Annotated in this window: 18 protein-coding genes; 13 read left to right on the top strand and 5 right to left on the bottom strand. The window is 59.9% G+C overall.

The genetic code is table 11. The features are described from left to right. Positions 1–20 precede the first annotated feature (20 nt). Together BUB69_RS27120 and aspA are read right to left on the bottom strand one after the other, a co-directional pair. Complete coding sequence (locus tag BUB69_RS27120) at positions 21–1472, bottom strand: alanine/glycine:cation symporter family protein (RefSeq protein ID WP_073173028.1); 1452 nt, start codon at positions 1470–1472, stop codon at positions 21–23. 283 nt (positions 1473–1755) lie between these two features. Continuing rightward, on the bottom strand, positions 1756–3180 hold the full coding sequence (gene aspA, locus BUB69_RS27115; protein ID WP_024688222.1) for an aspartate ammonia-lyase: 1425 nt from the start codon (positions 3178–3180) through the stop codon (positions 1756–1758). A 282-nt stretch (positions 3181–3462) separates the two neighbouring features. On the opposite strand from aspA, the gene BUB69_RS27110 reads away from it, so the two are divergent. Then, a complete protein-coding gene (locus tag BUB69_RS27110) occupies positions 3463–4365 on the top strand; it encodes a LysR substrate-binding domain-containing protein (protein ID WP_073173025.1) in 903 nt (300 codons plus the stop codon). A 42-nt stretch (positions 4366–4407) separates the two neighbouring features. Here BUB69_RS27110 and BUB69_RS27105 read toward each other — a convergent pair whose 3' ends face one another. Beyond that, entirely contained in the window at positions 4408–5043 is a 636-nt protein-coding gene (locus tag BUB69_RS27105; protein ID WP_073173021.1) for a hypothetical protein, read from the bottom strand. Positions 5044–5408: 365 nt separating this feature from the next. On the opposite strand from BUB69_RS27105, the gene purE reads away from it, so the two are divergent. The 4 genes from purE (at position 5409) to BUB69_RS27085 (ending at position 8241) form a co-directional block, all read left to right on the top strand. Further along, complete coding sequence (purE, locus tag BUB69_RS27100) at positions 5409–5900, top strand: 5-(carboxyamino)imidazole ribonucleotide mutase (protein ID WP_024688225.1); 492 nt, start codon at positions 5409–5411, stop codon at positions 5898–5900. 9 nt (positions 5901–5909) lie between these two features. Further along, positions 5910–6992 carry a 5-(carboxyamino)imidazole ribonucleotide synthase gene (locus BUB69_RS27095; protein WP_073173018.1) on the top strand — a complete coding sequence of 361 codons (1083 nt, stop codon included), beginning with the start codon at positions 5910–5912 and terminating at the stop codon, positions 6990–6992. A 387-nt stretch (positions 6993–7379) separates the two neighbouring features. Beyond that, a complete protein-coding gene (locus BUB69_RS27090; protein ID WP_024688227.1) occupies positions 7380–7625 on the top strand; it encodes a GlsB/YeaQ/YmgE family stress response membrane protein in 246 nt (81 codons plus the stop codon). An 82-nt stretch (positions 7626–7707) separates the two neighbouring features. After that, a complete protein-coding gene (locus BUB69_RS27085) occupies positions 7708–8241 on the top strand; it encodes a DUF3299 domain-containing protein (protein ID WP_073173015.1) in 534 nt (177 codons plus the stop codon). A 12-nt stretch (positions 8242–8253) separates the two neighbouring features. Here BUB69_RS27085 and BUB69_RS27080 read toward each other — a convergent pair whose 3' ends face one another. Continuing rightward, positions 8254–9165, bottom strand: a complete 912-nt coding sequence (locus BUB69_RS27080; protein ID WP_073173012.1) for a D-hexose-6-phosphate mutarotase — start codon at positions 9163–9165, stop codon at positions 8254–8256. A 106-nt stretch (positions 9166–9271) separates the two neighbouring features. Continuing rightward, the gene (locus BUB69_RS27075; protein WP_003316086.1) at positions 9272–9673 is read right to left on the bottom strand and encodes an acyl-CoA thioesterase; all 402 of its coding nucleotides are present in this window, start codon (positions 9671–9673) and stop codon (positions 9272–9274) included. A gap of 428 nt (positions 9674–10101) precedes the next feature. On the opposite strand from BUB69_RS27075, the gene BUB69_RS27070 reads away from it, so the two are divergent. From BUB69_RS27070 to BUB69_RS27035, 8 genes are all read left to right on the top strand, one after another. Further along, positions 10102–11391: an MFS transporter gene (locus BUB69_RS27070; RefSeq protein WP_073173009.1), complete on the top strand. Its 1290-nt coding sequence runs from the start codon at positions 10102–10104 to the stop codon at positions 11389–11391. 155 nt (positions 11392–11546) lie between these two features. Continuing rightward, positions 11547–12545, top strand: coding sequence for a phosphate ABC transporter substrate-binding protein PstS family protein (locus BUB69_RS27065; protein ID WP_073173006.1), 999 nt, complete (start codon positions 11547–11549; stop codon positions 12543–12545). Between the two features lie 137 nt (positions 12546–12682). Then, the gene (locus tag BUB69_RS27060) at positions 12683–14968 is read left to right on the top strand and encodes an ABC transporter permease subunit (protein ID WP_175561870.1); all 2286 of its coding nucleotides are present in this window, start codon (positions 12683–12685) and stop codon (positions 14966–14968) included. Positions 14969–15037: 69 nt separating this feature from the next. Continuing rightward, entirely contained in the window at positions 15038–16654 is a 1617-nt protein-coding gene (pstA, locus tag BUB69_RS27055) for a phosphate ABC transporter permease PstA (RefSeq protein WP_175561872.1), read from the top strand. 70 nt (positions 16655–16724) lie between these two features. Further along, on the top strand, positions 16725–17558 hold the full coding sequence (pstB, locus tag BUB69_RS27050) for a phosphate ABC transporter ATP-binding protein PstB (RefSeq protein ID WP_024694904.1): 834 nt from the start codon (positions 16725–16727) through the stop codon (positions 17556–17558). Between the two features lie 70 nt (positions 17559–17628). Continuing rightward, positions 17629–18393, top strand: a complete 765-nt coding sequence (gene phoU / locus BUB69_RS27045; protein ID WP_024688235.1) for a phosphate signaling complex protein PhoU — start codon at positions 17629–17631, stop codon at positions 18391–18393. A gap of 204 nt (positions 18394–18597) precedes the next feature. Continuing rightward, on the top strand, positions 18598–19494 hold the full coding sequence (locus BUB69_RS27040) for a response regulator (protein WP_073173000.1): 897 nt from the start codon (positions 18598–18600) through the stop codon (positions 19492–19494). 166 nt (positions 19495–19660) lie between these two features. Continuing rightward, positions 19661–20563, top strand: coding sequence for a peptidoglycan DD-metalloendopeptidase family protein (locus tag BUB69_RS27035; RefSeq protein WP_073172996.1), 903 nt, complete (start codon positions 19661–19663; stop codon positions 20561–20563). Positions 20564–20589: the final 26 nt, after the last annotated feature.

The following is a 20589-nucleotide window of genomic DNA, read 5'->3' as shown; positions in this document are numbered from 1 at the left end:
TCCGTTATGGCGTTGTGCGTTTATCGCGCTTCTTGAGCAGGCTTGCCTGCCACTTCAGCGTCATGGACCGGCTTTTGCGCCGGGTTGGCAGGCCATGCGCTGCGGTCCAGATCCAGGTCAGGGAATTTGCTGGAGTCGAAGACCGGCGTCTTGATACCTGCACGACGCTGTGCATCGTAGTCACTCAGGATGCGCTTGACGACTTTGAACAGCATCGCCAGTGCGATCAGGTTGACGAATGCCAGCATGGTCATGGTGATGTCGGCAAAGGCCAGCACGTCTTTCAGGTCGACGACGGCACCCCAGAGGATCAGCACCAGCACCGCAATGCGGTAGAGGACGATGGCCTTGATCTTCTCACCGAACAGGAAGCGCAGGCTGTTCTCGCCCAGGTAGTAGTTGTAGAGGATCGAGGTGAACACGAACAGGGCCAGCGCCACGCTGATGAAGACCCGACCCCAGTCACCGACCACCGCTGCGAGCGAGTTCTGTGCCAGCACGATACCGTTGCCGTCGTAGCCGACGTTGTAGATACCGGACAGCAGAATCAGCAAGGCGGTGCAGGTGCAGATGACGAAGGTGTCCAGGAAAACGCTGAACGCCTGAACCACACCCTGTGCAACCGGGTGCTCGACCTGAGCGACGGCTGCCACGTTAGGCGCGCTGCCCAGACCGGCTTCGTTGGCGAATACGCCGCGTTTGACGCCCATCACGATGGCGCTGCCCAGCAGGCCGCCAAACACCGGATCAAGACCGAAGGCGCTTTTGACGATGGTCATCAGCATGCCTGGAACGTGATCGATCTGCAGCACGATCACGTAGACGGTGACGGCGATGTAGATCAGGGTCTTGACCGGGACCAGCAGGTCGGAGATGGCCGCGATGCGCTTGATGCCACCGATGAACGCCAGACCCAGCAGCACGACCAGGCAGATGCCGGTGGTCATGGTGTCAACGCCGAAGGCGCTTTTCAGCGAGTCGGTCACGGCGTGGGATTGCAGGCCATTGAACGCAAAGCCGAAGGTCACCAGCAGCAAGACCGCCATGACCATGCCCAGCCAGCGCTTGCCCAGGCCGTACTGGATGTAGAACGCCGGACCGCCACGGAACTGGCCTTCGGAATCCTTGCGTTTGTAAAGCTGAGCGAGGGAGCACTCGATAAAGCTGCTGGACATGCCGACCAGTGCAGTCACCCACATCCAGAACACGGCACCCGGGCCACCGAGCGTCACGGCAATGCCGACGCCTGCAATGTTGCCCGCACCGACGCGGCCGGCAAGGCTCAGCATCAGCGCCTGAAACGAACTCAACTGACCCGCGCTGCTCTTCAGGCTGTCGCGGAATACCGAGAACATGTGGAAAAAGTGTCGAAACTGAACGAAACGTGAGCGGATCGTGAAGTAACTACCCAGGCCTACGATAAGGACGATGAGGACCTTACCGGAGAGGAAGTCGTTAATCATTTCCAGCATTTTTGTTATTCCTCGCTACTTTTGAGGGGGCGCACTATACCGGTGCAAAGTTTTTACGTCTGTAGGTGCTTTCTTGTAAGACTGATTCTTCATTTGCCGCGTTAAATAAATACTCTGTGGATAACTCCACACAGCGTGATCCCAGAGGCCTTGGACCGTTTATCGGATCCACGTTTGCCAGCGGGCAAAAAAAAGGGTCTGGAGAATCACTCCCAGACCCTCAAAAAATTGAGGGGTGTCTAGGCCCTCAATCTGGTGAGCAGGTTTCGCAAATCATCGCGTGTCAGGCCTTCAGTGGCGCCAGACGTGGAGCGATCATGTTTTCCGGTCGCAGAATGTCGTCGAGCATGGCGTCGTCGAGCAGGCCTTCCTCGCGAACCAGTTCCAGTACGCCACGGCCGGTTTCCAGCGCGATACGGGCGATACGGGTCGAGTTCTCGTAACCGATGTAAGGGTTCAGAGCGGTGACCAGGCCGATCGAGTGCTCGACCAGTTCACGGCAGCGCTGCTCGTTGGCCGTAATGCCGACGATGCAGTGCTCGCGCAGCATGTCCATGGCGCGCTGCAGCAGGCGGATCGAGTCGAAAATCTTGTACGCGATCAGCGGCTCCATCACGTTGAGCTGCAACTGGCCGCCTTCGGCCGCCATGGTCAGCGACAGATCGTTGCCGATGATCTCGAAGGCCACTTGATTGACCGCTTCCGGGATAACCGGATTGACCTTGCCAGGCATGATCGAGCTGCCGGGCTGACGCGCTGGCAGGTTGATCTCGTTGATGCCGGTGCGTGGGCCGCTGGACAGCAGGCGCAGGTCGTTGCAGATCTTGGACAGCTTGACCGCAGTGCGCTTGAGCATGCCCGAGAACAATACGAAGGCACCCATGTCGGAGGTCGCTTCGATCAAGTCGGCAGCAGGGACCAGCGGCTGGCCGCTGATGGTTGCCAGGCGCTCGACCGCAAGATGCTGATAGCCAGGGTCGGCGTTGATGCCGGTGCCGATGGCGGTGCCGCCCAGGTTGACCTCGGTCAGCAGTTCCGGTGCCAGGCTGCGCAGGCGGTTCAGGTCTTCGGTCAGGGTGGTGGCGAAGGCGCGGAATTCCTGACCCAGGGTCATCGGAACGGCGTCCTGCAACTGAGTGCGACCCATTTTCAGCACGTGGTTGAATTCCTGGCCCTTGGCCGCGAACGCCTGAATCAGGCTGTCGAGGCTGGCGAGCAGGGCGTCGTGGCCCAACAGCAGACCCAGGCGGATGGCCGTCGGGTAGGCGTCGTTGGTTGACTGAGCCATGTTCACGTCGTTGTTGGGGTGCAGATGCTTGTACTCGCCCTTCTCGAAACCCATGGTTTCCAGCGCGATGTTGGCGATGACTTCGTTGGCATTCATGTTGGTTGAAGTGCCAGCGCCGCCCTGAATCATGTCAACCACGAACTGATCATGGAAATCACCGCGGATCAGGCGGGCGCAGGCTTCGCTGATGGCGGCGTGCTTGGCGGTGTTGAGATGTCCGAGCTGGTGGTTTGCATCGGCGGCTGCCTGCTTGACCATGGCCAGGGCCACGACCAGTTTCGGGTAGTGCGACAGCGGCACGCCGGACAGGTGAAAATTGTTGACCGCTCGCAGTGTCTGAATGCCGTAGTAGGCGTTTGCAGGTACTTCGAGAACACCAAGCAGGTCTTTTTCGATGCGCGATGATGCAGGCGAGGACATGATAGAAAAAGTCTCAAATGAGGCACGGACGATGCCGGAACGCAGCGGATAGTGGGCTTTGCGTTTAAAATTGACCAATGCTGTTAAACGCTGGGCCATGCAGAAACGGCATAACAGGAGTGTGACTCGGCTTTTGTGCGGGGCGTAAAGGGGACAAAATGTCGCACCGGTGTATGTTCCCGTCGTGCAGGGAACGCAAAAGGTTTTTGTAGCGGCGGCGCGTCGGGCGTCGTCTTTACGCAGTCGCCTGCTATGCAGTCAGCCATTGTCCGGGAGGACCTCATGAATCTGGAAAGCAAATGGTTGGAGGACTTCAGCGCCCTGGCGGCCACTCGCAGTTTCTCCCAGGCCGCCGAGCGTCGCTTCGTGACGCAGCCAGCCTTCAGCCGGCGGATCCGCAGCCTTGAAGCCGCGCTGGGGCTCACCCTGGTCAACCGTTCGCGCACGCCGGTCGAGCTGACGGCTGCCGGGCAACTGTTTCTCGTCACGGCCCGTACGGTGGTGGAGCAGTTGGGCGAGGTGGTGCGTCACCTGCATCATCTGGAAGGCGGGCAGGGCGAGGTCATGCAGGTCGCTGCCGCGCATTCGCTGGCGCTGGGGTTCTTTCCGCGCTGGATCGCCCAGCTTCGCAACGAGGGCCTGAACATTGCGACCCGACTGGTTGCGACCAATGTGGGTGATGCGGTGCATGCCTTGCGCGAAGGTGGCTGTGACCTGATGCTGGCGTTCTATGACCCCGACGCGGCGTTGCAAATGGATGCCGAGATCTTTCCGTCGCTGCACCTGGGGCAGACACAGATGCTTCCGGTCTGCGCCGCCGACGCTCAGGGGCAGCCGCTGTTCGACATGGAAGGCGAAGCCAGTGTGCCGCTGCTGGCGTACAGCGCCGGTGCCTTTCTGGGGCGCTCGGTGAACATGTTACTGCGCCAGCGCAACCTGCGCTTTACCACGGTGTACGAAACGGCCATGGCTGACAGCCTTAAAAGCATGGCGCTGGAAGGCCTGGGCATCGCGTGGGTGCCACAATTGAGCGTCCGCGCCGAACTGGCGCGCGGTGAACTGGTGGTGTGTGGCGGGCCGGAATGGCATGTGCCGCTGGAAATCCGTCTGTATCGCTGTGCGCTGGTCCGCAAGGCAAACGTTCGGCTTCTGTGGCGCAAGCTGGAAAGCGCCGCCACGCAGTGAGGAGGCCGGACGGGCCACTCTCGCGAGCAGCCCGTGTGCAGGTCAGGGGTGTTCACCCAGGTTTGCCGCGATCAGTTTTTTGTTCTCGTCGCTGTAGGTGTAGCAGTTGGCGCGAAGCGTATTGCGTTCAGCAACCAGATTGGTTTCACACCACCAGCCGCCGCGATACAAGACCTGCGCCGCCTCGTGGGTGCCGCCCAGCAAGTGGCCCAGTTCGTGCGCCGCGGCACTGTAGGTCTGCAGTGATGCGATGGCGGTATAGCCCTTTATGATCGCAACGCCTCCCGTTTTTGAGTTGAGCATGTCCTGAGTCAGCAGCATGTATTTGGTCGTCGCGTTCTTTGGCAGATTTTTCGCGAGGGTGTACCGATCCACAGTGTTCTTGAAGTCCAGGGAGGTTTTGTTCAGGTCGTCACCCTTGTAAGCGAAGTCTGTCAATGTCGGGACATTGCGTATGAATTGGAGTTGGACGCGCCGACCTGTGAAACTTTCCACGTCCTTCACGAACCACGTGACGTAGTCCTTGGCAAGACGATTGATGTCGGTCTCCTTGATGTCGTCATGCACGAACAGAAACAGGAACAGGGGGCGTTTGGTCAGTAGCTCGTCGGCCAGTGCGGCCTGGTTCAGCAAAAGTGCCGTGATCAACAGCAGGGATCGGGTAAAAGCTTTCAGCATGGGTACTCATCCTTGAGTAAATAGACAGGGTATGGCCAGCCCGGAATGGGCCGGACCTGAACCACCTAATCGCAATTCGGGTCTGCGGTCAGCCAGCATCGGCATCGCTGCCTGTAGTCTTGTGCGGCTGAATGTGCAGGACCTTTGCACCCACTTTCGTCAGCCCGGGTCTTGCGCTCCGCACGGTTTGTAAAAACCTTGTGCGGATGGTCGTCGAGGGGGCTGTCATCCTGTCGCTTTGAGGTATACTGCGCGGCCTTTGGCCGGTTCAATCGGTCATTATTCGTACAGCAAGCCACGCCGGTCCTCCTGCGTGGCTTGTTGTTTTTAGACGCGCCTGCGGGCGCCCGATGAGAGGCACGACGATGAGCGCACTGGTTGGCGTGATCATGGGCTCCAAGTCCGATTGGTCCACCCTTAGCCACACCGCCGACATGCTGGAAAAGCTCGGCATTCCCTACGAAGTCAAAGTGGTGTCTGCACACCGCACGCCGGACTTGCTGTTCCAGTACGCCGATGAGGCCGAAGGCCGTGGTATCGAGGTGATCATCGCAGGTGCCGGTGGTGCCGCTCACTTGCCGGGCATGTGCGCCGCCAAGACCCATCTGCCTGTGCTGGGTGTGCCGGTGCAGTCGTCGATGCTGTCCGGTGTCGACTCGCTGCTGTCCATCGTGCAGATGCCGGCCGGCATTCCGGTTGCGACCCTGGCCATCGGCAAAGCGGGCGCGATCAATGCGGCGCTGCTGTCGGCGAGCATCCTGGGCGCCAAGCATCCGCAATTCCACGTGGCGCTGAAAAAATTCCGCTCCGAGCAGACAGACAGCGTCCTGGACAATCCAGACCCACGCCACGCCTGAGGTTTTTCCATGAAGATCGGTGTAATCGGTGGCGGCCAACTGGGCCGCATGTTGGCTCTGGCGGGGACTCCGCTGGGCATGAACTTCGCCTTCCTCGACCCTGCGCCTGACGCGTGTGCGGCGGCATTGGGCGAGCATCTGCGGGCCGATTACGGCGATCTGGATCACCTGCGCCAGTTGGCTGATGAAGTCGATCTGGTGACCTTCGAATTCGAAAGCGTTCCGGCCGAGACCGTGGCGTTCCTGTCGCAGTTCGTGCCTGTCTACCCGAGCGCCGAAGCGTTGCGCATTGCGCGGGATCGCTGGTTCGAGAAGAGCATGTTCAAAGACCTGGGCATCCCGACGCCTGCCTTCGCGGACATCCAGTCGCAAGCCGACCTGGACGCTGCAGTGGCCAGTATCGGCCTGCCGGCTGTCCTGAAAACCCGCACGCTGGGTTACGACGGCAAGGGCCAGAAGGTTCTGCGTTCGGCCGCTGATGTGGTCGATACCTTCGCTGAACTGGGCAGCGTACCGTGCCTGCTGGAAGGCTTCGTGCCGTTCACCGGCGAAGTGTCGTTGATTGCGGTGCGCGCGCGCGATGGCGAAACCCGTTTCTACCCGCTGGTCCACAACACCCACGACAGCGGCATTCTGCGCCTGTCCATTGCCAGTACCGATCACCCGCTGCAAGGGCTGGCCGAAGACTACGCAGGCCGTGTGCTCAAGCAGCTGGATTACGTGGGCGTGCTGGCCTTCGAGTTCTTCGAAGTCGATGGTGGCCTCAAGGCCAACGAAATCGCGCCGCGTGTTCACAACTCCGGTCACTGGACGACTGAAGGCGCCGAGTGCAGCCAGTTCGAAAACCACCTGCGTGCCGTTGCTGGCTTGCCGTTGGGCTCCACTGCCAAGGTGGGCGAGAGCGCCATGCTGAACTTCATCGGCGAAGTGCCTGCGGTAGACAAGGTGATCGCGGTTGATGACTGCCATCTGCATCATTACGGCAAGGCGTTCAAGGCAGGCCGCAAGGTCGGTCATGCCACCGTCCGCAGCCACGACCGCGCCACGCTGGATCGTCAGGTCAAACGCGTCGAGGCGTTGATCAAGGGCTGAGCGAGCGCTGCGTTCTTTGATCGTGCCATTGATCATCTGCGCTCAGCGTGATGCACACGTCATGAAGGGTATGGAAAGCGGCTCTGGAACGGTGCGGGCTGTCTGAATACAGTTCGCGTGGGAGGCGGCTTGCCGGCGATAGCGTCCGTCCAGTCATTGAAGGCTGGCTGAAAAACGCATCGACGGCGAGCCGCCTCCCACAGGGTTCGCAGTTATCCAGTGATCGTGTGCAGAACGGCAAGCGCAGAGTGTGAGGCGCGATCGTTTGCTCCATCCTTCCCCAATCTTGATTTCCCCCGGAACCATTCCCCACCGCCGTTCTCAGATAGCAGTAAGCCAAGGCTGCAATGAGTCGTGGCACGTTCAATTCATACAGAGGGAAATGGCATGGGTATCATCGGAACCATCTTCATCGGCTTGATCGTCGGCCTGCTGGCTCGCTTCCTCAAGCCGGGCGATGACAGCATGGGCTGGATCATGACCATTGTGTTGGGTATCGCCGGTTCGCTGGCTGCGACCTACGGTGGCCAGGCGCTGGGCATCTATCAGGCGGGTGAAGGCGCAGGCTTCCTGGGTGCGCTGGTCGGTGCAATCATTCTGCTGGTCATCTACGGCATGATCAAAAAGCGCTGATATCAGGCGTCAGCCCTCTGTTTTGTAGTGCGCAGAGGGCTAGAATGCGCGGCAATTCTTTCTCTTCCTGCCGAGCACCCTCATGCGTCGCTTTCTGTTAATGACCCTGCTGCTGGCATCCGGGCTTGCACATGCCCAGTTGCCGGAAACCGACTGGCTGGACCTGATGCCCAAGTCGGATCAAAAGGCCCTTGAGGCCATGCCTGAAATTGATCACAACTCCCCTGAAGCCATGGGCACGTTCGACAGCAAGGGCGGCTTGAAGCAGAGCAAGGGGTTGCCTGCTGTCATGTATTCCACCAAGACCGTCGCTGCGATGAATGGCAAAAACGTCCGTCTGGGCGGTTATCCCGTGCCGCTGGAAACCGATGCCAAAGGCCATAGCACACTGTTCTTCCTCGTGCCGTACCCCGGCGCGTGCATTCACGTGCCGCCGCCGCCACCCAATCAAATGGTGCTGATACGTTACCCCAAAGGCCTGAAGCTGGATGATATCTATGCGCCGTTGTGGGTCGAAGGCACCCTCAAGGTCGAGAAGATCAGTAACGATCTGGCCGATGCGGCCTATGCGATGGATGCCTCAAAGGTCCGTATCGTCGTCGAATCGGACCTCTGATCAGGCGTTGGTCTAAAGCGCTTCGCTCCAGATGCTGACGTTCAGAATGTGCATGTCGTCTGGAGCCAGTGTCACCACGTCACTCAGCACATTGGCGGTTTCAACACAGACCATGCGCTGCCAGCCGTCTGGCGCCATGTCGGTGAAGCGTGCGGTCTTCTCGACCCACGGATTCCACACAATGGCCGATTGAGAGCCGGTGCTGTGGATCTGGATGCGGCGCTGCCACTGTGGATCGACAATGCTGAGCTGGCGCGGCGTGTCCATATAGATGCGGTCGGTTTCGCCGGTGAATGTCAGGTCGCCCGCCTGTTGACGTTCTTCCCAGTTTTCAAGGGTTTCGATGTAGCGCAGGCCGTCGAGCCCCTCGACGCTGACCTGACGCGAGTCGCTCACCGCGAAATAGGTGTGCAGGGCCTGGCTGATCGTGACCGCCTCGGTGCCGCAGTTATAGTTCACCAGGCTGACGTTCAGCGCATCGTCCAGACGAATGCTCAGCTTGAGGGCGACGTTGTGCGGCCAGCCGGGCAATTTGCCTTCGGCCTGCGGCAGCACGAACTCCACCAGCAAGGCGTCGCCGTCTTCACCCATGCCCAGCAGTTCCCAGTCCAGCGCACGCACTTCGCCATGAGCCTTGGCGGGCTCGTCGCTCTGACGCATGGCCTGCACGCTTTCAGGGTTGCGTTCCAGATTGCCGAACCAGGGCCAGCAGATCGGCATGCCTGCGCGAATCGGCTTGCCCTTCTTGAAGGCCGCTTCCTCGTTCAGCCAGATCAACGGCTCCTGCCCGGCGCGCTGGTAACTGAGGATGTGCGCGCCTTGCTGGGCGACGAGCAGCTCTGCGTCGCCATGACGAATGCGCCAGCAGTTCAGTTCATCGTACTGGACGGATTCAACGGCGGACTCTATCGGGGGTGTGGACATGCAAAATCTCTCACTCAGTAGTCGTGACGAAAGTAGACCGTACCTGACGGGATGAGTTTGCCCAAGAGGCAGGGTCGCCGAGACCTGTCCTTGGGCAATGCAGCGCTTAACGCCTGGCCGGAACCGAGCGCGTACGGCCGCTGGCATCGATAGCCACAAACACGAACGCTGCTTCTGTAACCTTGCGCCATTCGCTGGTCAGCGGGTCGTCGCTCCATACCTCGACCATCATCTTGATGGACGTGCGGCCCACTTCCAGGGTGCGCGTATAAAAGGACAACTGTTCGCCAACGGCGACCGGGACCAGAAACGCCATGCGGTCGATGGCGACCGTTGCGACGCGTCCGCCTGCCACTTTGCTGGCCATGGCAGTGCCTGCCAGGTCCATCTGAGAGACCAGCCAGCCGCCGAATATATCGCCAAAGCCGTTGGTTTCACGGGGCAACGCCGTGATTTGTAACGCAAGGTCGCCTTGCGGAGTTGGATCTTCTTGTTCGAGCTCGATCATGCCTAGGGTGCCTCTGACCCATGACTCTATTGTTTTTTGCCGCGGTGGACAGGTGCCATTCAAAACCTTGAGCATGAACCTTTTAAGGTCAGCCATCGGTATGGCCCTTGAGGGAAATTCTGCGAAAGCCGCTGACTCAGACGTTTTCGCACAATTTCCCATTGCGCTGGGCAGTCTGCGAGTATATCGGTCGTTGCGTCATAGAACGACCGCCGGGTTTTCATTTTGTCCTTGGGCAGTTCCTGCTATGTGTTTTTTGTAGCAATTTGCTATCTTGCTGAACCTCTACAGGTGACAAGACTGCCTGTACACGCAAAATTGGTGCCTATCTGCATCGTTGCCCCGGACAATCGCTTCTGCACGCCACCCCGCCGCAGCCAGCGTAGCTGTCGCATGCCCTTTCAGAACAAGTAAAGAGAAGCCTTGTCATGTCATCTGTTTCTTCAAGTACCGCGCAACCCTCGCGCCCTTTGACCCGTAGCGATTACAAAACGTTATCGCTTTCTGCCCTGGGGGGCGCGCTGGAGTTTTACGACTTCATTATTTTCGTGTTCTTCGCGGCGGTGGTGGGCAAGCTGTTCTTCCCGGTGGACATGCCTGACTGGCTGCGGATGATGCAGACCTTCGGCATTTTCGCTGCTGGTTACCTGGCGCGTCCGCTGGGCGGCATCATCATGGCGCACTTCGGCGATCTGCTGGGGCGCAAGAAAATGTTCACGCTGAGCATTTTCATGATGGCCGTGCCGACCCTGATCATGGGTCTGCTGCCAACCTACGCGCAGATCGGCATGTGGGCGCCCATTCTTCTTTTGCTGATGCGCGTGATTCAGGGCGCGGCGATTGGCGGTGAAGTGCCTGGCGCCTGGGTGTTCGTGTCCGAGCACGTGCCTGCTCGTTACATCGGTTATGCCTGCGGCACACTGACTGCAGGCCTGACCGCGGGCATTCTGCTGGGCTCGCTGGTCGCCACGGCGATCAACAGCATCTACAGCCCTGTCGAGGTGGCGGACTACGCCTGGCGTATTCCTTTCCTGCTGGGGGGGGTGTTCGGTTTGATGTCGGTGTACCTGCGTCGTCTGCTGCATGAGACGCCTGTGTTCGCCGAGCTGCAATTGCGCAAGGCGCTGGCAGATGAAGTGCCGCTCAAGGCGGTGCTGCGTGATCATCGTGGCGCGGTTGCACTGTCGATGCTGATGACCTGGTTGCTGTCAGCCGGCATCATCGTCGTGATCCTGATGACGCCGACCATCCTGCAGACCATCTATGGTTTCCCGGCTGCCACGGCGCTTAAAGCCAACAGCCTGGCCATCGTGTTCCTGAGCGTCGGGTGTATCGGTGCCGGTGCGCTGGCGGACCGGATCGGCGCTGGCTGGGTGTTCCTGCTGGGTAGCGCAGGCCTGCTGGTCAGCTCCTGGACCTTCTATCACATCCTGGGCGAAAACCCTGGGGTGCTGTTCCCGCTTTACGCAATCACGGGCCTGTTCGTCGGCACCATCGGTGCAGTGCCTTATGTGATGGTCAAGGCCTTCCCGCCGGTGGTGCGCTTCTCGGGCCTGTCGTTCTCCTACAACCTGGCGTATGCAATCTTCGGTGGTCTGACGCCCATGGTTGTTACTTTCATGCTCAAGAGCAGCCCGATGGGACCGGCCTGGTATGTCGCGATCCTGTGTGGCATGGGCATGGCCATCGGCGTCTATCTGATCTCGAAAAAACGCTGATACCTCCAGCGCTGGACCTGTCCATCGGTAAAGGCCATCCCCCTGAGCAAGGGTGATGGCCTTTTCATCTTATTGTCACAATCAATTCATAGAGTGGTCACAAGACCGGCGAAAGCGGGTCTGGACCCCTACATACCCTGCCAGGAGCGCAAGGCATGACACTCAAGAGTTTGATGACTGCACTGACCTTTGTAGCGGCCGGAGTTGCCGCTGCCAATTCGGTTGCTGCTGTCGACCCCGCCATCAAAGCCTATACCAAGACTTCCGGTGTATCGGGCAACCTCTCCAGTGTCGGCTCCGACACCCTGGCCAACCTGATGACCCTGTGGGCCGAGGCCTACAAGAAAGAATATCCCAGTGTGAACATCCAGATTCAGGCCGCCGGTTCATCGACCGCGCCGCCGGCCTTGACCGAAGGCACTGCGAACCTTGGGCCGATGAGCCGCAAGATGAAAGACGGCGAGCTGTCGGCGTTCGAGCAGAAGCACGGCTACAAGCCGACGGCCATTCCAGTGGCTGTGGATGCGCTGGCGGTGTTTGTGCACAAGGACAACCCGATCAAGGGCCTGACCCTGCAGCAGGTCGACGCGATTTTCTCCGCGACGCGTCTTTGCGGCGCCAAGACCGATGCGAAAACCTGGGGCGATGTGGGCGTGACCGGCGATCTGGCTGGCAAGCCGATCCAGCTGTTCGGACGTAACTCGGTGTCCGGCACTTATGGCTACTTCAAGGAAGAAGCGCTGTGCAAAGGCGACTTCAAGCCCAACGTCAACGAACAGCCGGGTTCGGCCTCGGTGGTCAGTGCCATCAGTAATTCGCTCAACGGCATCGGTTACTCGGGTATCGGTTACAAAACCTCCAACGTGCGCACCGTGCCGCTGGCGAAGAAGGACGGCGGCGTGTTCGTTGAAGACAACGAAGCCAACACGTTGAACGGCACTTACCCGTTGTCGCGCTTCCTTTATGTCTACGTCAACAAGGCGCCCAACAAGCCGTTGGCCCCGCTGGAAGCCGAGTTCATCAAGCTGGTCCTTTCCAGACAAGGTCAGGAAGTGGTGATGAAAGACGGCTACATTCCGCTGCCCGCCCGCGTGGTCGAGAAAGCGCTGGCTGATCTGGGCCTGCAAGGCACGGGTGGCGTAGCGTCGAACTAACAAGCGGTCAACGAGGCTCAATGGATTGGCCTTGTCATAATTGGAACAGTCCGCCGCCGGTTTTATTGGGCAGCGGGCTTTTCTGCGTCACCTTGCTGTAATGTTTTTGTCATACAAGGCCGCTACGGTGTGTGCGCATGAATGAGTTGGCTAAACCTGTGATCGATCAAAATTCCCCGCCAGAGCGTATCGACTTCAATACGCCTGCGATGCTGCGCAAGCGCCGTTTTCGTGCGTTCAAGGATCGTCTGACTCACTGGTACGTCGCCATCGGTGGCCTGGCGGTGCTGGCGGCCATCACCCTGATTTTCTTCTACCTCGCTTACGTGGTCGCGCCGTTGTTCAAGGGCGCGAGCCTGACCGCCGCTGCGCCACTGAACGCTGCCTGGATGCAGGATGCCGGCAAGCCGCTGATGATCGCCATCGAAGAGCAGAATCAGATCGGCATGCGGATTTCCGACAAGGGCGAAGTGATCTTTTTCGATATCAAGGGCGGGGCCGAGCTGCAACGTGTCGCGCTGCCGCTTCCTGCCGGAGCGACCGTGGTGTCCATTGGCAAGGACCAACCCGGCGCGCCGCTGATTGCGTTGGGTCTGTCCAATGGCCAGGTATTGATCTTCAGGCATTCGTACGTGACCACGTACCCGGGTAACCAGAAAACCATCACGCCGAGTGTGGCCTGGCCGTTCGGCGAGACGCCGCTGGTGCTGGACGATGCCGGGCGTGCGGTCGAGCACGTGACGGTCAGCGCCGACGGCGAAAGCCTCAAGGTGGCAGGCTCCACCGGCACTCAGTTGCATGTCATGGCGATCGAGCAGACCGAGAACATGATGACCGGCGAACTGACCCGCGAGCAGAGCCGTATCGAACTGCCGCAGATGTCCGCCGCTGTGAAAGCCATCTATATCGATCCGCGTCAGCAATGGCTGTACGTGATCAACGGACGGGCCCAGGCCGATGTGTTCAGCCTGCGTGACCGCACCCTCAACGGCCGCTACAAACTGCTCGAAGACGGCAACGCCGAAATCACCGCCAGCGCGCAACTGGTCGGCGGTATTTCGTTGATCATCGGTAACTCCCGCGGCGGCATGACCCAGTGGTTCATGGCCCGCGACACCGATGGCGAACAGCGGCTCATGCGTATTCGCGATTTCAGGATGGGCAGTGCGCCGATTGTCCAGATCAAGCCGGAACAGCGTCGCAAAGGCTTCATCGCGCTGGATGCCTCGGGCAAGCTGGGTGTGTACCACAGCACCGCCCACCGCACTTTGCTGGTCAATCAGGTGGTGGACGGTCCCGGCATACTGGCGTTGTCGCCACGGGCGAACCAGGTGCTGGTGGAAAGTGGCAGCACGCTGTTGCCGTTGACACTGGATAACCCGCACCCCGAGGTGTCGTGGAGTTCGCTGTGGGGCAAGGTCTGGTACGAAAACTACGACGAGCCCAAGTACGTCTGGCAGTCCACGGCGTCCAACAGCGACTTCGAGCCCAAACTGAGCCTGGCGCCGCTGACCTACGGCACGCTCAAGGCCGCGTTCTACGCCATGCTGCTGGCGGCACCGCTGGCGGTTGCCGCGGCGATCTACACCGCGTACTTCATGGCGCCGGGCATGCGCCGCAAGGTCAAGCCCGTGATCGAACTGATGGAAGCGATGCCGACGGTGATTCTCGGTTTCTTTGCCGGGCTGTTTCTGGCGCCGTATCTGGAAGGGCATCTGCCGGGCATCTTCAGCCTGTTGCTGCTGACCCCCATCGGCATTCTGCTGGCTGGCTTCTTCTGGACACGCTTGCCCGACTCGATTCGCTTGCGCGTGCCGGATGGCTGGGAAAGCGCGATCCTGGTTCCGGTCATTTTGCTGGTGGGCTGGTTTTCGTTGAGCATGAGCCCGCACCTGGAAAACTGGTTCTTCGATGGCGACATGCGCATGTGGATCAGCAATGACCTGGGCATCACTTACGATCAGCGCAATGCGCTGGTGGTCGGACTGGCGATGGGCTTTGCCGTGATCCCGAACATTTATTCGATTGCCGAGGACGCCGTGTTCAGCGTGCCGCGCAGCCTGACGCTGGGCTCGCTGGCGCTGGGTGCCACGCCCTGGCAAACCCTGACCCGCGTGGTGATCCTGACCGCCAGCCCGGGTATTTTCTCGGCGCTGATGATCGGCATGGGCCGCGCCGTAGGCGAAACCATGATTGTGCTGATGGCCACCGGTAACACGCCGATCATGGACATGAACCTGTTCGAAGGCATGCGCACGCTGGCGGCCAACGTTGCCGTGGAGATGCCGGAATCTGAAGTGGGCGGCAGTCATTATCGAGTGTTGTTTCTGGCGGCGTTGGTGTTGCTGATGTTCACCTTTGTCATGAACACCGTCGCAGAGCTGATTCGTCAGCGCCTGCGCAAGAAATACTCGTCGCTTTAAGGAAGGTAGAAGTTCGTGAAAAGGAACTCCCTCAACGGCTGGTTCAAAAGCGGCGCCCCTGGCGTCTGGATGAGTGCGGGTGCCGTTTCCATCGCCGTGATCATGACCATCGGTTTGCTGGCGGTGATTGCTGTTCGCGGTCTGGGCCATTTCTGGCCGGCCGATCTGGTGGCCGCGCAGTACGACGTACCCGGTCAGGCAAAGCATGTGCTGGTGGGTGAACTGGTCGAGAAAGAACAGGTGCCACGCGCTCGCTTGAAGAGTGCCGGTTTGCCGGTGCCCGACGCAGGCCCGGAATTCATGACCCGCGAGCTGTTCAAGGTCGGCAACCGCGACCTCAACCCCAGCGACTTTAGCTGGGTGATAGGCGAGTGGCTGACCGGAGAAAGCCGGCCTGCAGAACTCATGACGCTGGAGCGTCGTGAGTGGGGCAACTTCTACGGCTACCTGATCAACGTCAAGGAGGGCGGCGCAATCGTCGCCGAAGGCGAAGCCGCCTGGCCCACCTTGCAGGAGCGCATCAAGCGCGTCGAAACGCTTGCTGACGAATTGTATGTGCTGGAGAAGAAAGACATCGGCGCCATTAACCATGGCATCGAGCGTCTGCGTCTTCAGGCCCGCAAGCTTGAACTCAATGGCAAACTCGATGCTGCCGCGCAGGCCGACATGGCGGCCGAGCGCGCAGAACTCGACGCCCGTTACGCAGCCATCGAAGATCGCCTCAGTGCGCTGCATCAGGCCTTTGATCGCGACAGCCTCACGGCGCGCGACGCCAATGGCAAGGAAATCGAAATCAGCCTGGGCAAGGTGGTGCACGCCTATCAGCCCAATGCGATGGGCACGGTCGCCAAGCTGAGCTTCTATTTCAAGAAGCTCTGGGAATTCCTGAGCGACGACCCGCGTGAGGCGAACACTGAGGGCGGCATCTTCCCGGCGATTTTCGGCACGGTGATGATGACCCTGATCATGGCGATCATTGTGACCCCGTTCGGCGTGCTGGCTGCCGTCTATCTGCGTGAATACGCCCGCCAGGGGCCGCTCACTCGCCTGATCCGTATCGCGGTCAACAACCTGGCTGGCGTGCCTGCCATCGTCTACGGCGTGTTCGGCCTGGGGTTTTTCGTCTATGTGCTGGGCGGCTCGGTGGATCGGCTGTTCTTCCCTGAAGCCCTGCCTGCGCCGACTTTCGGTACACCGGGCCTGCTGTGGGCATCGCTGACGCTGGCGCTGCTGGCGGTGCCCGTGGTGATCGTGGCGACTGAAGAGGGGCTGGCACGCATTCCGCTGACCCTGCGCGAAGGTTCGCTGGCGCTGGGGGCCACCAAGGCCGAGACGCTGTGGAAAATAGTGTTGCCCATGGCCAGCCCGGCGATGATGACCGGCCTGATTCTGGCCGTGGCCCGTGCCGCCGGCGAAGTTGCGCCGTTGATGCTGGTCGGTGTAGTCAAGCTGGCGCCATCGTTGCCACTGGACGGAAATTACCCCTATCTGCATCTGGATCAGAAGATCATGCACCTGGGTTTTCACATTTACGACGTGGGCTTCCAGAGCCCCAACGTCGAGGCTGCTCGCCCGCTGGTGTACGCCACGGCGCTGTTGCTGGTGTTGGTCATCGCCTTGCTCAACCTGTCGGCGGTCAGCATTCGCAATCACCTGCGAGAAAAGTACAAGGCGCTCGACAACTGATCCCTGAGTGCCGCCCCCTCCCGCGAGGCGGGCGGCTCGATGAAACGAATGGTTCGCACAGGAGCAATCCATGCAACACGAAAGCCCGACTCACGGCATGAGCATGTCGGCTCTGAGGCGTCACAAGCAAGGCCTGCACCTGGCCGACGAAACCGTGGCGATCGAAGTGCCGGGTCTGAACCTGTTCTATGGCGAAAAACAGGCGCTGTTCGACATCGCCCTGAACATTCCCAAGCAGAAGGTGACCTCGTTCATCGGCCCTTCGGGTTGTGGCAAGTCGACGCTGTTGCGCACGTTCAACCGTATGAACGACCTGGTGGATGGCTGCCGCGTCGAGGGCGCCATCAACCTGTATGGCCACAACATCTACACCAAGGGTGAGGAAGTCGCCGAGCTGCGTCGTCGCGTCGGCATGGTCTTCCAGAAGCCGAACCCGTTTCCCAAGACGATCTATGAAAACGTGGTCTACGGATTGCGCATTCAAGGGATCAACAAAAAGCGCGTACTCGACGAAGCAGTCGAGTGGGCTTTGAAAGGCGCTGCACTGTGGGACGAGGTCAAGGATCGACTGCATGAGTCGGCACTGGGTCTGTCTGGCGGTCAGCAACAGCGTCTGGTCATTGCCAGAACCATCGCCGTGGAGCCGGAAGTCCTGCTGCTCGACGAACCCTGTTCGGCACTTGACCCGATTTCGACCCTTAAAGTTGAAGAGCTGATCTACGAACTGAAATCCAAATACACCATTGTGATCGTTACCCACAATATGCAGCAGGCGGCTCGGGTGTCGGACTACACCGCGTTTATGTACATGGGCAAGCTCGTCGAGTTTGGTGACACTGATACCTTGTTCACCAACCCGGCCAAAAAACAGACTGAAGACTACATCACCGGTCGTTATGGCTAGGACGTGCTTCGTCAGACCTGAACCACCGCTGCGTTTTCGCAATTAACCGGACGTTCCAAGGACACCCAGCATGATCCACAAAGACAGCCACACGCATCACATTTCCCAACAGTTCAACGCTGAACTCGAAGACGTTCGCAGCCATTTGCTCGAAATGGGTGGCTTGGTCGAGAAGCAGGTCAACGATTCGGTCACGGCGCTGATCGAAGCCGACTCGGGCCTGGCCCAGCGGGTTCGTGAGGTCGACGACCGGATCAACCAGATGGAGCGCAACATCGACGAAGAGTGCCTGCGCATTCTGGCTCGTCGTCAGCCTGCGGCGTCGGACCTGCGCCTGATCATCAGCATCTCCAAGTCGGTGATCGACCTGGAGCGCATCGGCGACGAGGCCACCAAGATTGCTCGTCGTGCGATCCAGCTGTGCGAAGAGGGCGAGTCACCACGCGGCTACGTCGAAGTGCGGCATATCGGCGATCAGGTGCGCAACATGGTGCGCGACGCACTCGATTCGTTCGCCCGCTTCGACGCGGAGCTGGCGTTGTCGGTGGCTCAGTACGACAAGATCATCGACCGTGAGTACAAGACGGCCCTGCGTGAGCTGGCGACCTACATGATGGAAGATCCGCGTTCGATCTCCCGCGTGCTCAACGTCATATGGGTTCTGCGTTCGCTGGAGCGCATCGGCGATCACGCGCGCAACATCTCTGAGCTGGTGATCTATCTGGTGCGCGGTACAGACGTTCGCCACATGGGTCTCAAGCGCATGAAGGAAGAGGTGCAGGGCATCTCGGCGAGCGAAAGCGCTAATGTTCCGGGCAATGCTGACGATAAGTAAGATTGCCTGCAAGAAAACGCCCGGCACTTGCCGGGCGTTTTTCGTTGTGCAGAGGTACATTCTCAGCCGCCTGCGGATTAAATCTCATGGCGCAGTCAATCAATATGGCAGTTGGCTATCGGTCAACGCTATGCTTGCCGAAACAAAGGGCGTGTTGGCATATCGCAGTTCGCCTCCAGGGTGAACACGTCCGCAGGAGCGTCGATGAGTAAGGTCAGTGTATTGGTGGTGGATGACGCGACTTTCATTCGCGACTTGGTTAAGAAAGGGCTGCGTAATTATTTTCCCGGGATTCACACCGAGGACGCAGTCAACGGTCGCAAGGCCCAGGCGTTACTGAGCAAAGAGTCGTTCGATCTGATTCTGTGCGACTGGGAAATGCCCGAAATGTCCGGCCTTGAACTGCTGGCCTGGTGCCGTTCGCAAGACAACTACCTCAAAACCGTGCCCTTCATCATGGTGACCAGCCGTGGCGACAAGGAAAACGTCGTGCAGGCGATTCAGGCTGGCGTCAGCGATTTTGTGGGCAAGCCGTTCACCAACGAGCAGTTGCTGACCAAGGTCAAGAAAGCGCTGGCCAAGGTCGGCAAGCTGGACGCTGTCATGTCCACGGCTCCGGCACGCATGAATTCGCCGCTCAATGATTCGCTCAGCGCACTGACTGGTGGCAAGGCCGAGGTGGTTCGCGCCGCGCCTGTCGCTGCACCGGCTCCAGGCGGTATTGCCAAGGCACCGCCCGTGGTCGCCAAGGCCGCAGAGCCTGCCGGTCGCGGACAGGGCCAGTTGCGCCTGCCCAATGGTATTCAGTCCTGCGTGATCAAGGCCCTGAGCCTCAAGGAAGCGTCGTTGGTGGTCCGTCGCAGCGACAACCTGCCTCAGGTGCTCGACAGCGCCGTGCTGGATCTGGAGCAGGGCGACAGCAACGAAGTTGCCCGCCTCAATGGCTATCTGCATTCCGTCGCCGCGTTCGAACAGAAGCCGGACAGCGAGTGGCTGCAAGTGATCTTCCGCTTCGTCGACCAGGACGCACAGAAGATGGATTACCTGTCACGCCTGATTGCGCGCGGTACGGCGCAGAAGCACTTCGTTCCAGGCGCCTGATCCCATGCGCTGATCACTCCCGCGTTGCCCGCGCGGGAGTACGTTGCAGCCTTATGACGCGTGTTTCTTGACGCAAGGTCTGTTGCCGATTGATACCGTTGAGTCCTTTTGCGGCCCTAACGCTGCTAGGCTTGGCATCCATCGCCAATGAACCTGAATCCTTCCGATGCTCGAACGCCTGCTGATATTGATCGCTCTGACACTGGCCACGCCTGCGGCCTGGGCGATCACGATCTATAAAACCACCGATGCCGACGGCGTCGTTTCGTTCTCGGACCGCGCGTCGCCCGGTGCGTCCGTGCTGGTGTTCAGGGACCGGATGGTGGAGCGTATCGAGCAACAGGTGCATTTGAGTATCCGCCGCGACAAGGGCGTACACAGCCTTTACGTGCGCAATGATTTGTACGCGCCGGTCGAAGTCGAATTGAAGCTGTCCAGCGTGACGAACGTGCTGGGCGTTGCAGGTGCCTCGACGACCCTTCGTCGCACGATCCCGGCGCGTACCAACGAGCGTGTGGTGGTGCTGAGCCCCAAGGTCGCAGGCAAGGCGATGAATTACGCCTCGGTGCTGACCTCGACCCTGGGCGACCCACGGAGCACGGCGCAGTCCTACCGCTATCCGCTGCCGTGGGTCGGCGGCCCGTTTCGCCTGACCCAAGGGCCAGGTGGCAAATACAGCCACTATGGCGTCAAGGGGCGCTACGCGATGGACATCGCGATGCCCGAAGGCACGCCGATCATTGCGGCGCGTGGCGGCACCGTGATCAAGATCGAGAACAGCCAGTCAGGCAGGGGGGCGAACGCCTCGGGCAACTTCGTGCGCATCCTGCACGACGACGGCACCATGGGCGTCTACCTGCACCTGATGCGCGGCTCGGTCAGTGTTGCTGAAGGGCAGCGGGTCAGCGTCGGTAGCCCGCTGGCACGCTCGGGCAATACCGGCAACAGCACCGGTCCGCATCTGCACTTTGTCGTGCAGCGCAACACCGGCCATGAACTGGTCTCTATCCCTTACGAGTTTGCCCAGCCCGTTCAGACCCTGCCCAACTTTGCGGTGGGCGGGAATTAGCAACCTGTTTGCCTGAGCAAAAGCGC

This window comes from Pseudomonas asturiensis, from assembly GCF_900143095.1.
Lineage (GTDB): Bacteria > Pseudomonadota > Gammaproteobacteria > Pseudomonadales > Pseudomonadaceae > Aquipseudomonas > Aquipseudomonas asturiensis.
This window is presented reverse-complemented; position numbering and strand designations above follow the sequence as displayed.